We start from the raw sequence: 13,778 nt of genomic DNA, 5'->3' as shown, positions 1-13,778 counted from the left end.
CAATCCCGTGATCGGCCTGGGCAGCTTCCTGGCGCAGATCTTTCTGCGCCGCCCGCTGATCGAGGCCGCAACGCGGGAGTTCCGCGTCGATGGAACCTGGAGCGAGCCGCGCGTCGTGCGCATTCGGCGCAAGGGCCGCGCGACCGACCCCGGCGATTCCACCCCGACCGCTCCCGCTGATGACTCTGCCGATGACTCCGCGGATGATTTCGCCGATGACTCTGTCCACACAACCCCGGAGACCCGCGGAGAGCCCCGATGAAAGCCGCCGCCATCCGGATGCGCTCCGGCGTGCAATGCGTGCCGTGAGCGCCGGGCACACCCTGATGCAGCGCTGGCGCGGCGCATGGCGGCGCTGGTCGCTGTGGACGGCGCTCGTGCTGCTCGTGCTCGCGGTGCTCGCCACCATGGTCTGGCTCGCCGGACGCTACGAGGCCAGCCAGGTGCAGGAGCAGCTCGAGCGCGACGCGGCCGACGCCGTGTCCGACATCCGCGTGGCGCTCACGCGCAACCTGCAGAGCCTGCAAGCGCTGCCCGGGCAGCAGGCGTGGGAGGGGGATGCATCCGAACTGCTGCGCAATCGGCGCGAGCTGCTGCGCATCGAACTGCGCGACGCCGATCTGCGGCTGCTCGGCCATGTGCAGTCGCCGTACCGCCCCGTGGCCTGGAACAGCCCGCTGCACGACGGCAGCCCGCCGGACCGGGCCATCGCCTGCGCCAACGCCCGCCGCCTGGGCGAGCCGGCGTACTCCGGGAGCTACTTTCAGCCGCACGGCGACGGGCTCGGCGCCGAGCACATGGAACTGTGCGTGCCCCTGGGCGCGCGCTTTCTGCTTGCCAGCTACGCCCTGCAGGACCTCCTCGGGAACCTGGTGGCGCACAACCTCACGCGCAGCCAGGAAGCCTCGCTCACCGAGACCGACGGCACACGCCTGGCGGTGCTCGGCGCGACCAGCCAGGGCCTGCGCAGATTCAGCGCGCAGCATCTGCTGGACCTGCCGGGCAGCACGCTGGTGCTGCGCATGGAGAGCTGGCACGCGGCGCCGCATCTGTTCCCGAACGTGCTCAGCGCGCTGGTGAGCGCGATGTCGATTGCGCTCGTGAGCGTGGTCGCGGTGCTGGTGCGCGACAACCGCCGCCGCCTGCGCGCCGAACGCGACCTGGCCGAGGCGCTGGCGTTTCGCAAGGCCATGGAAGACTCCTTGGTCACCGGCCTGCGCGCGCGCGACCTGCAGGGGCGCATCACCTACGTCAACCCGGCGTTCTGCGAAATGGTCGGCTTCAACGCCCAGGAGCTGATGGGGCACAGCCTGTCGGCCCCCTACTGGCCGCCCGAGCGGGTGCAGGAATACCGCCAGGGCCAGGCGATCCGCTTCGCGGGCCATACGCCGCCGCGCGAGGGCTTCGAATCGGAATTCATGCGCAAGGACGGGACCCGGTTTGCGGTGCTGATCATCGAGGCGCCGCTCATCAACGCCCAGGGCCAGCACACCGGCTGGATGAGCGCGTTTCTGGACTCAGCGAGCAGCGGCGCGTGGAGGAACTCTCGCGCGCGTCGCAGGAGCGCCTGCAGGCCAGCGCGCGGCTGGCGACGGTGGGCGAGATGGCGTCGCTGCTGGGCCACGAACTGAACCAGCCGCTGGCCGCCATCTCCAGCTACGCCAACGGCTCGCTGAACCTTCTGGAGCGCGCGATCCCGGCGGACCTGGCCGCGGATGCCTGCGACGCGCTACAGGACATGCGCACCGCCATGCGCCAGATCGCCCACCAGGCAGAGCGCGCCGGCCGGGTCATCAAGAGCGTGCACAACTTCGTGCGCCGGCGTTCCCGGGCGCGCGAGGAGACCCCCGTGCAGCAACTGCTCGACGCCATCTTGCCGCTGGTGAGCCTGCAGGCGCGCAAGCTCGGCGTGCGCGTGCACACCACCGTCGAGCCCGGCCTGGCCCCCGCGCTGTGCGAGCGGACCATGGTCGAGCAGGTGCTGCTGAACCTGGCGCGCAACGCCATGCAGGCCATGGACGCGCCCGCCGTGTCCCCGCGCGTGCTCGACATCCGGGCGTACCGCGCGCCCTGCGAGCAGCCCGGCGGCTGGATCGAGTTTTCCGTCACCGACCTGGGAAGTGGAATCGCGCCCGCGGTGGCAGAGAAACTCTTCACCCCCTTCTTCAGCACCCGCCCGGAGGGCATGGGCCTGGGCCTGAGCATGTGCCGCACGGTGATCGAACAGCACGGTGGTTCCCTCGGATTCGCGGCGCACGCGCCGCGCGGCACGGTATTTCGCTTCACCCTGCCCGCCGCCCAGGGCCCATGCGGCGCGGGCGACGCCTGATGCAGCCCGCGTCCGACGCCACCGTATACATCGTCGACGACGACGCCGGCGTGCGCGAGGCGCTGGCCTGGCTGCTGCGTTCGCGCAGACTGCCCAGCGAAGCCTTCGCCAGCGCCGAAGCCTTCGACGCCATGCTGCAGAGCCGCCGCACGCAACAACACCAGCCCCGCTGCCTGCTGCTCGACGTGCGCATGCCCGCGATGAGCGGGCTGGCGCTGTTCGAGCTGCTCGCGGCGCGCGGCGACCTGGCGGGAATGCCGGTGATCTTTCTCACGGGCCACGCCGACGTGCCCACGGCGGTGGCCAGCGTCAAGCGCGGTGCCTTCGATTTCTGTGAAAAGCCGTTCTCCAACAACGCGCTGGTGGACCGCATCGAACAGGCGCTCGCCGAATCGGCGCGGCGCCTGGCGCAGCTGCGTGCGCGCAACTGCCTGCAGGACCGGCTGCGCGACCTCACGGAGCGCGAACGCGAAGTGCTCACGCGCGTCGTCGCGGGCCTGCCAAACAAGCTCATCGCCGACCAACTGGACATCAGCGTGCGCACGGTGGAGGTACACCGCGCGCGCGTGTTCGAAAAAATGCAGGTCAGGTCGGCCGTGGAACTGGCGAACCTGCTGCGCACGGGGGATTGAGCGCCGGCGCGCGGCAACGGCTCTTCAGGGGAGCGGGCGGCGGAGTCCGTGCGCTGCCCCGCCAATCGATGCCCACGCTGCGCTTGGAAACCGTTCCGCAGCCAACCAACTCCTGGGCTCACTGCAAACGCTCATGGGTACGGGACGGAAATAAGGCTTGCGGCATTCCAAGGGCGGCGACACCTGCGATGGAACAGACCAGCGCGGACACCCAGAACAGAGGCTGCAAGGCCGTCGAGAAGGCTGCTGCAAAGCCCTCTGCGGAATCGAATCCTCCGGGCGGAGGCTGGATTCCCTGCGCGAGCAGCGCGCCCAGAAGGGAAACACCCAAGGCGCCTCCGACGGTGCGAAACATGATGGCACTGGCGGTGGCAATGCCCTGGTCCTGGCTTTGCGCGGTGCGTTGACACGCGATCGTTGTCACCGGGATCGTGAGCCCGATGCCCAGGCCCAGGACGCCGAGCGCAAGCAGCATGGCCTCCCGGTTTGCGCTCGCTGTGGACAGCGCCAATCCGACATAGGCGCCGGCCATGGCCATCGACCCCGCGATGGCGAGCGCTCGCGCGGTGCCGCGCCGGCCCATCCGTTTTCCGCCAACGACCGACGCGGCGGTGATCGCCAGCATCAGGGGCAGCAGGTGCAGCCCCGCCTGCGCGGACCCCAGCTTCGCGCTGTACTGCAGATGCAGGGGCACGAAGACGACCGCCGTGAACAAGGCCAGGCGCGTGCTGGCGCTCAGAACGCTGCTGAGCGTGAATGCGCTGCGACGGAACAAACGCAGGGGAAGAATCGGGTTGGCGACCTTCGACTCAAGCCAGACGAACGCGGCAAGCAAGCCAATGGCTGCGATCGGGAGGAGCGCATGGACGCCATCTTCTGCACGGGCTCGCGTGGCAAGAAGCCCGGTGACCAACGCCATGGCCAGGAGGAGGGCTCCCGGATAGTCCACCGCGCCCGCCCGCGTGCGGCCCGCTGGCCGGTAGAGGACGGCGAGCACCAGCAGCACGATGAGCCCCGGGGGAACGTTGAGGAGAAACGCCCATCGCCAGGAAAACTGGTCCGTCAACCATCCTCCCAGCGGCGGGCCGAAGAGCGTTGCCAGTCCGTACATGCTCCCAAGGAGCCCTTGGAACTGGCCCCGACGCGTTGGCGGCACGACGTCGCCGACGGCCAGCATCGTCAGCGTCATCAGGCCTCCTGCGCCCAGTCCCTGAACGGCGCGCGCGATCAGTAGTTCGGACATGTCCCTGCTGAGACCGCACAGCATCGAGCCTGCGACGAAGATCAGACAGGCAAACAGCAGCGTCGCGCGCGGTCCATGCGCGTCGGCCAGTCGTCCATACAGTGGGATGACGGCCGTCGAAGCGACGAGGTAGGTCGAGAAGACCCAGGTCAGTTGTCCGTGCCCCTGCAGATCGGCTGCGATGGTCGGCAGCGCAGTCGCCACGATGGTCTGGTCGAGCGCCGCGAGCACCAGCACCAAAACGAGCATGGCAACGACGATCCTGTTCTTGCATGAAGTGGGTTGCATGGCCTCTCTGTGCTCCTGAATGTGTCCTGGAGTCGAGAGTTTCATGGGGGGGATGACCCCATGTAAAGTGCAATGTTCTGAACGCTGAGTTCACTTGAAGTCAACCATGAATTTGAATCTCCTCGCCGCGCTCGACGCATTGCTGGCAGAGGGCAGTGTGAGTGGGGCTGCCAAGCGGATGCACGTCAGCACACCGGCCATGAGCCATACCTTGGCGCGCATCCGGGAAGCCACGGGGGATCAAATCCTGGTGCGCGCCGGGCGCCGTTTCGTGCCGACGGTGCGCGCGCAGGAAATGCGCGCACCGGTTCGCAAGCTCGTGGAAGAAGCCGTGGCCTTGCTTTCCCCCGGCGACGCGGGCTTGATCCATGTGGAGCGAACGTTCGTCGTCCGTGCGCCCGACGGCGTGTCCATCGTCTTCGGGGCCGCACTCGCGGGGGCATTGCAGGAGGTGATGCCTAGCGCCCGGTTGCGCTTCATCGCCGATTCCGACGGCGACCTCGCCAGCCTGCGCGAGGGCCAGGTCGATCTGGACATCGGTGCGATTCACGACCGGGGGCAGGAGATAGAAACGGAGCTCTTGTTTGAGCAGAGCCTCCTGGGTGCCGTCCGCAAGGGGCATCCGATGCTCGCGGCGGGGCCCATGACCCTCGAGCGCTTTGCGGCAGAGCGCCATGTCGCCGTGCTGCATCGCGGCAAGCCGGGCAGCCCGATCGACGGGGAGCTGGCCGGAGCTGGCCAGCAACGCTTCGTCGTGCTCACCGTGCCCAGTCCCTATGCAGCGCTCATGGCGGCGGCACGCTCGGACCTGGTGGCAACAGCGCCTGCGCGTTTTGCCCAGAGCGTCCAGAGACCCCTGCACCTGACGACCTTTCAGCTGCCGCTACAGCTCGCGCCAGAGCGGGTCGTCCAGGCGTGGCATCCGCGCTTCAGCGCCGACCCTGCGCAACGTTGGTTGCGTGGGTGTATCCGCGATCTCTTGTCCACGAAGACATGGCCTCAGGCGCCGCTTTGAGGCCAGTGCATCGGCTGCGCAAGGTCACCGTCCGGACTACTCCGCGTCGTTCGGCGGCGGTCTGCGCTCACCGCGCGAGCGGCCGCAGAACATGGTCCACCACACGATGGCCACGAGCAGCACCAGCGCCAGCAGCGCTTCGAGCAAAATCAGTCCCATGAAATCGACCTTCCTGCGCCGGGTATCGACGGCGCTGATTGTAGGAACGTTGGCCGCCTGCTCCACGCCGCCCGCGCCCTCCCCTTCCCTGCCCGAGGCCATCGCGCCGCCCGGCGCCGTGGCGTTGCCGCTCGACACGGCCCCGCTGCCGCCGCCGCTGACGCAGCCCAAGAGCCGCTGGGTTGCGGTGCGCTGGGCGGAGCTGCCGGGCTTTGCCGAGGACGCGCTGCACGAGGCCTGGAACGCCTGGATCAGGAGCTGCGAGCGCCCTGCCCCCCCGTTCGGCGCGCTGTGCGGCGAGGTGCGCCGGCTGATCATCGCCAGCGCCGACGAGCAGCGCGCCTGGCTCGTCGCAAGCCTGCAACCCTACCGCGTGGAAACCACCGACGGCAACGCCGAGGGCCTGCTGACGGCGTACTACGAACCCCTGCTGGACGCGGCGCGCCAACCCGGCAACGGGTTCACCGTGCCGATCCACCGCGCGCCCGCCGGGCTGGACGCGCACCGGCCCTGGTACACGCGCCAGCAGATCGACACCCTGCCCGAAGCGCAGGCCGCGTTGCAGGGCCGGGCCATCGCCTGGCTGCGCGAGCCGCTTGACGCGCTGCTGCTGCATATCCAGGGCTCGGGCCGGCTGCGCATCGCCGAGGCCGACGCTTCGGTGTCGCTGGTGCGCGTGGCCTACGCGGGAACCAATGGGCAGCCTTACCAAAGCCCGGGCCGCTGGCTGCTCGATCAGGGTCTGGTGCGCGACGCCAGCTGGCCCGGAATCCGCGCCTGGACTGCCGCCAACCCGCAGCGCAGCCACGAGCTGCTGTGGAGCAATCCGCGCTACGTGTTCTTCCGCGAAGAGCCGCTGAGCACACTCGACGCCGGACCGCGCGGCGCCCAGGGGGTGCCGCTGACTCCCGGCCGGTCGATTGCCGTGGACCGCCAGAGCATTCCCTACGGCACGCCCGTGTGGCTCGCCTCCCCGGGGCCCCAGGCGCCGCTCCAGCGCATGGTGCTCGCGCAGGACACGGGCAGCGCCATCCTCGGCGCCGTGCGCGCGGACTTCTTCACCGGCTCGGGCCCCGAGGCGGGCGAAGTCGCGGGACGCCTGAAGCAAAGCCTGCGGCTGTGGGCGCTCTGGCCGCGGCAGACCCCGCTCCCCTGAACCGTCAGCGCTGCACCAGCAGGCGCGCGACCACGGGCGCCGTCTCGCGCGTATGAAACGCCAGCTTGCGCTCGCGCAGCGCCACGTCGTGCGCGGTGACGCGGTCGAAGCGGCGCAGATGCTCGGTCCAGGATTCATCCTCGATCTGCTCGACGAAGCGCGCGGGGTCGGCGATGTCGTGCTGCAACTGCCACGACAGCGCGCCCTGGCGCAGACGGCTGCGGCGGCTCTCCTGCATCAGCGCGCGAAATTCCGCGCTGCGCGCCGGGTCGATGAAGTACTCGATGCTCACCACCACGCGGCCGGCCTCGGGCGCGATCTCGGCCACCGGCGCCTTGAAGGCGCGCGAAGGACTCAGGTCCTCCTCCATGCTGCGGTCGAGCACCAGGCGCTGCACCAGCGCCATGGCCAGCCCCCCCGAGAGCGCCGCGAGCGCCAGGCTGACGTGCACGCCGCCGAGCGCCGCCACCTGGCCCCACAGGGCGGCGCCCAGCGCGGTCGCTCCCATGACCGCCATCTGGTAGATCGACATGCCGCGCGCGCGCACCCAGTTGGGCAGGGCCAGCTGCGCGGATACGCTCAGGGCGTTGGCGGTGGTGATCCAGGCCATGCCTCCGATGAACATCGCGGGAACGGCCACGTAGACGTTCGGCGCCACGGCCATCACCGCGCTGGCGAGCGCCTGCAACAGGGTGCCGCGCAGCACGAGCACGTCGCGCGCCATGCTCTGGCGCAGGCGCGGCAAGAACAGCGCCGCCACGATGGCACCCAGGCCCATGGCGGCGAGCAGCAGGGTGAAGGTTCCCGCGTCGCCACCCTCCAGCCCCCGCGCCAGCAGGGGCAGCAGCGCCAGCAGCGCCGTGGCGTGCAGGAAATAAATCGCGATGCGCCACAGCACGGCGCGCATGCGCGGCGACTGGCGCACGAACTGCAAGCCCACGCGCATGGCGCTGGGCAGGCGCTCGCGCCCCAGCGGGCTGGGCGTATGCGCGCGCTTCCAGCGCATGATGACCAGGCCCGAGAGCACCGACAGCACGGCGTTGAGCACGAACACCCAGGCGCTGCCCGCGCTCGCGATGATGGCGCCCGCGAGCAGCGGGCCGATGATGCGCGAGGCGTTCATGGCCACCCCGTTGAGCGCCAGCGCAGCGGGCAGCTGCGCGCGCTCCACCAGCTCCGGAACCACGGCCGCGAACACCGGCCAGCGCATGGCCAGACCGATGCCATTGGCAAAGGTCAGCGCCAGCAGCAGGGGCGCCGTCATGCCGCCGGCGATGACGGCCACGCACAGCACCAGCGCCACGATCGCCACCCAGAATTGCGTGGCGATGAAGTAGCGCCGCCGGTCCAGGATGTCGGCCAGCGCGCCGCTGGGCAGACCGAGCAAGAACACCGGCAGCGTGGACGCGGACTGCACCAGCGCCACGAGGAGCGGCGAGGCGGTGAGCGTGGTCATGAGCCAGGCGGCCGCGACGTCGTTCATCCACATGCAGATATTCGCCACCAGCCAGGCGATCCAGAGCATGCGGAACACCGGCACGAACAGCGGCGCGAGCGCGGACAGCGGCACGCCAGGAAACGCTGCGACGCCCTGCCCGGCCGCAGGATCGGAAAGTGACTCAGGCCCGGCAGACTCGGGCGCCGCAGCAGCGGCGGGTTCAGCGGGCGCAGCGCGGGGCGCGCTTTCGGGGGAAGGGGAGGACATGCGCACATATTGTGCGACGGCTTGGCGCGCCGCGCCGCCGCGCACAGGACACGAGACCCCGGACGCCGCGCGGGCGCGCGGCCAGCGAACGCAGCGTGCTCGGCGCAACCGCACAAGCGCACGGCCCCGCGCGGCACGCCGCTTTCCCGGAACCTTTGCGGAGCAGCAACACAGTTATTGTCTTGCGCGCGCCAGGGACGTCTTGAAACGGCGACAAATGCCCGTATCATTAGCAGTCTCCGCGAACGAGTGCCAGAAACCGCTTGTCTGTCGGAAGTTCGGTGGCGCCCGGAGGTCCGGGCGCCGAAATCCATTCCGCTTTTTTACTGAAAAACAGGAGCAATGCAATGAAACTTCGCCCTCTGCACGATCGTGTGATCGTCAAGCGTGTCGAAAGCGAAACCACGACGGCCTCGGGCATCGTGATCCCTGACAACGCCGCGGAAAAGCCTGATCAAGGTGAGGTGCTGGCCGTCGGCCCCGGCAAGAAGAACGACAAGGGCGAGCTGATCGTCCTGAACGTGAAGGTCGGCGACCGCGTTCTGTTCGGCAAGTACTCGGGCCAGACCGTCAAGGTGGACGGCGACGAGCTGCTGGTCATGAAGGAGGACGACCTGTTTGCCGTGGTCGAGAAGTAATTTCACAGCGTTCCAGAGCAGAATTTTTACCCTATCCGGAGATATCAAATGGCAGCAAAAGACGTGGTTTTCGGCGGCGAAGCCCGCTCGCGCATGATTGAAGGCGTGAACATCCTGGCCAACGCGGTCAAGGTGACGTTGGGCCCCAAGGGCCGCAACGTGGTCATCGAGCGCTCGTTCGGCGCCCCCACCGTGACCAAGGACGGCGTGTCCGTGGCCAAGGAGATCGAACTCAAGGACAAGTTGCAGAACATGGGCGCGCAGCTCGTCAAGGAAGTGGCTTCCAAGACCAGCGACAACGCCGGTGACGGCACCACCACCGCCACCGTGCTGGCGCAGGCCATCGTGCGCGAAGGCTTCAAGTACGTGGCCGCAGGGATCAACCCCATGGACCTCAAGCGCGGCATCGACAAGACCGTGATCGCCCTGGTGGCAGAGCTCAAGAAGGCGTCCAAGCCGACCACGACCTCCAAGGAAATCGCCCAGGTCGGCGCGATCTCGGCAAACGCCGACGAGACCATCGGCAAGCTGATTGCAGACGCCATGGACAAGGTCGGCAAGGAAGGCGTGATCACCGTGGAAGACGGCAAGTCGCTCGAGTCCGAGCTCGACGTCGTCGAAGGCATGCAGTTCGACCGCGGCTACCTGTCGCCCTACTTCATCAACAACCCGGACAAGCAGGCCGCGATTCTGGACAACCCCTTCGTGCTGCTGTTCGACAAGAAGATCAGCAACATCCGTGACCTGCTGCCCACGCTCGAGCAGGTCGCCAAGGCCAGCCGTCCCCTGCTGATCATCGCCGAAGAAGTCGAGGGTGAAGCCCTGGCAACGCTGGTGGTGAACACCATCCGCGGCATCCTCAAGGTCGTTGCCGTGAAGGCTCCGGGCTTTGGCGACCGCCGCAAGGCCATGCTCGAAGACATTGCCATCCTGACGGGCGGCAAGGTCATCGCCGAAGAAGTGGGCCTGACGCTCGAGAAGGTGACGCTGGCCGACCTGGGACAGGCCAAGCGCATCGAAGTGGGCAAGGAAAACACCATCATCATCGACGGCGCCGGCGCCGCTGCCGACATCCAGGCACGCGTCAAGCAGGTGCGCGTGCAGATCGAGGAAGCCACCTCCGACTACGACCGCGAAAAGCTGCAAGAGCGTGTAGCCAAGCTCGCCGGCGGTGTGGCCGTGATCAAGGTGGGCGCTGCCACCGAAGTCGAAATGAAGGAAAAGAAGGCCCGCGTGGAAGACGCACTGCACGCCACCCGTGCGGCGGTGGAAGAGGGCATCATCGCCGGCGGCGGCGTGGCCCTGCTGCGCGCCCGGCAGGCCGTAGGCAGTTCCATCAAGGGGGACAACGCCGACCAGGACGCGGGCATCAAGCTGGTGCTCAAGGCCATCGAAGCACCGCTGCGCGAAATCGTGAACAACGCCGGCGGCGAAGCCTCGGTGGTGGTCAACGCGGTGCTCGCCGGCAAGGGCAACTACGGCTTCAATGCCGCCAACGACACCTACGGCGACATGCTCGAACTGGGCATTCTGGACCCCACGAAGGTCACCCGCACTGCACTGCAGAACGCCGCTTCCGTGGCTTCGCTGCTGCTCACGACCGAGGCCATGGTGGCCGAGGCCCCGAAGGACGATGCCCCGGGCGGCGGCGGCATGGGCGGCGGCATGCCTGATATGGGCGGCATGGGCATGTAAACCTGACCGCGCATCCTGTTGCGCAGCAAGGCCCGCAGACCTCACGGCCTGCGGGCTTTTTTTCATTCCTCACCGGACTCCTTGCTTGGCTGCGCCCACCGGTACAGCAGCACCGGGTACACGAAAGGGACTGCTTGCAGCCAGCCCGAGCGGCCGATATCGTGCAGACGGCGCGCACCCACGGCCCATGCCGGCAGGAGCAGCAGGATCATAAGCCCCCAACCGATGGTGAAAAACACTTTGTCCAGTGTGACGCCGAGTATCAGGAACCCCATCTGAAGCAGCCACTGGAACAGGAAAAACCACCAGAACTCATCGCGTGTTGCGCGCCCCGAGAAGCCCACGTACTGCCTCAGGCAGCTTTTGACGGCCGAGAAAAAACCCACGATCGAATCCCCCTGGATAAAAGTCACATAACGTTGTGTTACGGGATGATAGTGGAGCCGCATGAGGAATCGACGCAAAGCGCAAGCACGATGTCGCACGCACGACATTTCGGCGCTTACCTATTTGCCGAAATGGGCGGTCACGCTCGCCGAAATACCCAGCAGTCTGATTGCTTGCGTCATCGCCGTATCTTGCGTCCCGGCCGGCGTCAGGTCAGGAGCCCGCTCGCTTCGGAGACGATATCTTTCACGTTAACATATCTTCACAGGCTCTCAGTCTTTTCCGATTTAGGTGGCCACTGGGGGCAGCATCTACGCGTCCGACGAGGCTGCGCGCACAGCGCTGTAGGTCGTGGCGGGCCGACACTGAGGCGCTCCGGGCCTGTATTGCCCGCTGGCTCATGCGTACCAGAGCCCGTGGTCGTACGCGATCGTCAGTACCTTGTGTGACCCCTTCGCTCGGTCCGCGAGTTCAAGCGCGACCGCAAGACACGCCGCCGAGGTATTGCCAACCAGGTAGCCATGCGCGGTGGCGAAGCGTTGTTGCGCTTCGAACATCGCCGCGTAGTCAACCTGCACCGTGTGTGTCACCAAGCCCCAATCAAGTAGAGGCGGATTTACCCCAACGGCCATGCCTTCGAAGCGATGACTAACGAAGACGCTGTTACGGCTGTCGCATCCCGCGGGCTCGACGAGAGTCACGTCCACCGCGAGCCCCGCGCGCCGCAGTGCGCGCGTGATGCCCGTCAGGTGCGCGCCCGTGCCAGCGCAACTGACGAAGGTCAGCGAACGCAGGCCGTCGAACGCCTTCAATTGGTCGACAATCTCTGGGCCGGTCTCGTACTCGTGCGCCACGACGCTGCCGGGATTGTTGAACTGATCCGTGTAGAAGTAGGATTTGCCGAGCGCGGTGGCATTGGCAAGGTGCCACTCGACCACCTCCCGAGGCGTGGCGCCCGCCTGCAGTTGGTCGACCCCGATCAGCCTAGCTCCGCTTAACTCGAGAAATCGCCTCTTGATCGGGCTAAACGACAGGCCGACGGCCAATTCAACCGGGACGTTGATGTCGGCGCACGCCAGTAGCAGTCCCAGACCGAAATTGCCGCCGGTCTTCTCGATTACGGTAGTCCGACCGGGGATGATTTCCCCCGTCTCGACCGCGCAGCGCACGATGTGGCGCGCCGCACGCACCTTGTGGCTGGCGCCAGCGTTATCCAGTTCAAATTTGACAAGCAATCGCGGTTCGACCTGGCGAAGGGCGCTTGTCGAGCCGGGGCGGACCGCTGCCGCAAGGAAATGCCCGCTCATGGTTTCGACGCGGTGCCTGCCGTACGTAAGAGTAGGCCGGGGGTTGCCCGAGGCAGCCCGCGCCAGCACAGCAGCAGGCCCGCAACGCAGATCGAGGAAAGCAACACGTTCGATCGGTTCCACCCGAACACGGCCATCATCGGGGCTGGCAGAAGCGCCCCCAGCGTGGCGCAGGCCGCAATGACAGTGTCGTTGACACCCTGCCAGCGGTGGCGGCTTCGATCCGGGACGTTCTGTGCCAGCAGCGCACCACCGCCGACATAAGTCAGGTTCCAACCCAGCCCTAGCAGGGTAAGAGATGCGACTACGACTGCATATGAAGGGACCAGTGAGCCGAAGGTCATCGCCGCACCGAGCAAAAAGAAGCCCGCCATCAGCGTCCGCTTCAAGCCCACGCGCGCGATGATTAAACCCGTGACGAATGAGGGCACGAACATCGCGAGTACATGGATCTCAATCGCGTCTGAGGTGGCCGAGAAGGAGCAAATGTCCTTCATCACGAGCGACGCCTGGACCATGAGCAGGTTCATCAGGAAGTAGCCGCCGGCCGAGCAGAAGATCGCGATGCCGACGGCCAGGTTGCTGTCGAGCGGCGCCCCCGCCGTAGACGTCATGGGAGTCAGGAATTTGATCGGAGCGGCGGCGGGGGCACTCGCCGTCCGTGGCCTCCAGGCCGCCATCAGCAGCAAGGTGGCTACGCCAAGCACGGAGAACGCCGCGTAGCAGAGCGAGAAGTCCGCGTAGCCAGGGACGACTTTCAGCCAGTCCGCGATGGCCGGCCCTGCCACGGCCGCCAACACACCGCCCGCGACGACAACTGAGATCGCGCGCGCCTTGGCCGTGGGCTCGACATCGTCAACCGCCGCGAAGCGGTAGAAGTTAGCGCACGCGACGTACATCCCGAGGGCGACATGTGCCGCGGTCAGCAGCACGAAACTGCCACGCGCGACGGCGACAAACCCGAGCAGTCCGGCGCATATGAGGACGAGCGCCCCGAACGTGAAGACCACGCGGCGGCCAAGACGTCGCATTAGCATTGAGGCGGGGAAGGTACACACCATTACGCTGGCGAACTGCGCTCCGTAAGGCACCGTGGCGAGTGCGGGACTTGCGGCGAGGCGAGCCCCGACAATGGCAGCGACAGTCACGGAGATGACGGCGCAGGTTAGGTTGAGGGCCTGGGCTAGGCTCAGGAGCCAGGTGGCACCCGGGAGTTCCGGAATG

The 13,778-nt window shown here is 67.3% G+C and carries 12 protein-coding genes and 1 pseudogene; 7 read left to right on the top strand and 6 right to left on the bottom strand.

Features of this window, described 5'->3' with window-relative positions; all coding sequences use genetic code 11:
- The 3 genes and pseudogenes from VTU_RS0100485 to VTU_RS0100475 form a co-directional block, all read left to right on the top strand.
- The coding region (locus VTU_RS0100485; protein WP_010099785.1) for a hypothetical protein at window positions 1–262 on the top strand (262 nt) is incomplete at its 5' end.
- Between the two features lie 34 nt (window positions 263–296).
- A pseudogene (locus VTU_RS25095) lies at window positions 297–2,329 on the top strand (sensor histidine kinase).
- The gene (locus VTU_RS0100475) at window positions 2,329–2,961 is read left to right on the top strand and encodes a response regulator transcription factor (protein ID WP_010099780.1); all 633 of its coding nucleotides are present in this window, start codon (window positions 2,329–2,331) and stop codon (window positions 2,959–2,961) included. The pseudogene VTU_RS25095 and the gene VTU_RS0100475 overlap by 1 nt, the downstream one beginning before the upstream one ends.
- A 118-nt stretch (window positions 2,962–3,079) precedes the next feature.
- On the opposite strand, the gene VTU_RS25090 is transcribed toward VTU_RS0100475, so the two are convergent.
- Window positions 3,080–4,453 (bottom strand): DHA2 family efflux MFS transporter permease subunit, encoded by a 1,374-nt coding sequence (locus VTU_RS25090; protein WP_050809404.1) that lies wholly within the window; start codon window positions 4,451–4,453, stop codon window positions 3,080–3,082.
- Window positions 4,454–4,598: 145 nt separating this feature from the next.
- Between VTU_RS25090 and VTU_RS0100465 the strand changes: the two genes are divergently transcribed.
- Complete coding sequence (locus tag VTU_RS0100465) at window positions 4,599–5,507, top strand: LysR family transcriptional regulator (protein WP_010099777.1); 909 nt, start codon at window positions 4,599–4,601, stop codon at window positions 5,505–5,507.
- A gap of 36 nt (window positions 5,508–5,543) precedes the next feature.
- On the opposite strand, the gene VTU_RS35365 is transcribed toward VTU_RS0100465, so the two are convergent.
- Complete coding sequence (locus tag VTU_RS35365; protein ID WP_010099775.1) at window positions 5,544–5,666, bottom strand: hypothetical protein; 123 nt, start codon at window positions 5,664–5,666, stop codon at window positions 5,544–5,546.
- Between VTU_RS35365 and mltA the strand changes: the two genes are divergently transcribed.
- Window positions 5,665–6,822 (top strand): murein transglycosylase A, encoded by a 1,158-nt coding sequence (mltA, locus tag VTU_RS0100455; RefSeq protein ID WP_010099773.1) that lies wholly within the window; start codon window positions 5,665–5,667, stop codon window positions 6,820–6,822. The two genes, VTU_RS35365 and mltA, sit on opposite strands and share 2 nt — an antisense overlap.
- Before the next feature lie 4 nt (window positions 6,823–6,826).
- Here mltA and VTU_RS0100450 read toward each other — a convergent pair whose 3' ends face one another.
- The gene (locus VTU_RS0100450) at window positions 6,827–8,527 is read right to left on the bottom strand and encodes an MFS transporter (RefSeq protein WP_050809405.1); all 1,701 of its coding nucleotides are present in this window, start codon (window positions 8,525–8,527) and stop codon (window positions 6,827–6,829) included.
- 347 nt (window positions 8,528–8,874) lie between these two features.
- On the opposite strand from VTU_RS0100450, the gene VTU_RS0100445 reads away from it, so the two are divergent.
- Together VTU_RS0100445 and groL are read left to right on the top strand one after the other, a co-directional pair.
- Window positions 8,875–9,165: a co-chaperone GroES gene (locus VTU_RS0100445; protein ID WP_010099769.1), complete on the top strand. Its 291-nt coding sequence runs from the start codon at window positions 8,875–8,877 to the stop codon at window positions 9,163–9,165.
- Window positions 9,166–9,213: 48 nt separating this feature from the next.
- Window positions 9,214–10,860, top strand: coding sequence for a chaperonin GroEL (gene groL / locus VTU_RS0100440; protein ID WP_010099768.1), 1,647 nt, complete (start codon window positions 9,214–9,216; stop codon window positions 10,858–10,860).
- Window positions 10,861–10,922: 62 nt separating this feature from the next.
- On the opposite strand, the gene VTU_RS0100435 is transcribed toward groL, so the two are convergent.
- The 3 genes from VTU_RS0100435 to VTU_RS0100425 all read right to left on the bottom strand — a co-directional run.
- On the bottom strand, window positions 10,923–11,273 hold the full coding sequence (locus VTU_RS0100435) for a DUF805 domain-containing protein (RefSeq protein ID WP_010099766.1): 351 nt from the start codon (window positions 11,271–11,273) through the stop codon (window positions 10,923–10,925).
- 372 nt (window positions 11,274–11,645) lie between these two features.
- Window positions 11,646–12,554 (bottom strand): pyridoxal-phosphate dependent enzyme, encoded by a 909-nt coding sequence (locus VTU_RS0100430; protein ID WP_010099764.1) that lies wholly within the window; start codon window positions 12,552–12,554, stop codon window positions 11,646–11,648.
- A partial coding sequence (locus VTU_RS0100425; protein WP_322835857.1) for an MFS transporter occupies window positions 12,551–13,778 on the bottom strand: 1,228 nt, incomplete at its 5' end. The genes VTU_RS0100425 and VTU_RS0100430, both read right to left, overlap by 4 nt.

Origin of the sequence: Verminephrobacter aporrectodeae subsp. tuberculatae At4, assembly GCF_000193225.1 — a bacterium.
In the GTDB taxonomy this organism is placed as follows: Bacteria; Pseudomonadota; Gammaproteobacteria; order Burkholderiales; family Burkholderiaceae_C; genus Acidovorax; species Acidovorax aporrectodeae.
The sequence above is the reverse complement of the archived record's forward strand: the minus strand, read 5'-3'. Positions and strand labels throughout refer to the sequence as shown.

What these genes read in the sequence shown, in the direction of transcription:
- VTU_RS35365 (WP_010099775.1), bottom strand. Translation starts at nt 5,666, where the DNA reads ATGGGACTGATTTTGCTCGAAGCGCTGCTGGCGCTGGTGCTGCTCGTG.
- VTU_RS0100450 (WP_050809405.1), bottom strand. Translation starts at nt 8,527, where the DNA reads ATGTCCTCCCCTTCCCCCGAAAGCGCGCCCCGCGCTGCGCCCGCTGAA.
- VTU_RS0100445 (WP_010099769.1), top strand. Translation starts at nt 8,875, where the DNA reads ATGAAACTTCGCCCTCTGCACGATCGTGTGATCGTCAAGCGTGTCGAA.
- VTU_RS0100465 (WP_010099777.1), top strand. Translation starts at nt 4,599, where the DNA reads ATGAATTTGAATCTCCTCGCCGCGCTCGACGCATTGCTGGCAGAGGGC.
- VTU_RS0100475 (WP_010099780.1), top strand. Translation starts at nt 2,329, where the DNA reads ATGCAGCCCGCGTCCGACGCCACCGTATACATCGTCGACGACGACGCC.
- VTU_RS25090 (WP_050809404.1), bottom strand. Translation starts at nt 4,453, where the DNA reads ATGCTCGTTTTGGTGCTGGTGCTCGCGGCGCTCGACCAGACCATCGTG.
- mltA (WP_010099773.1), top strand. Translation starts at nt 5,665, where the DNA reads ATGAAATCGACCTTCCTGCGCCGGGTATCGACGGCGCTGATTGTAGGA.
- groL (WP_010099768.1), top strand. Translation starts at nt 9,214, where the DNA reads ATGGCAGCAAAAGACGTGGTTTTCGGCGGCGAAGCCCGCTCGCGCATG.
- VTU_RS0100430 (WP_010099764.1), bottom strand. Translation starts at nt 12,554, where the DNA reads ATGAGCGGGCATTTCCTTGCGGCAGCGGTCCGCCCCGGCTCGACAAGC.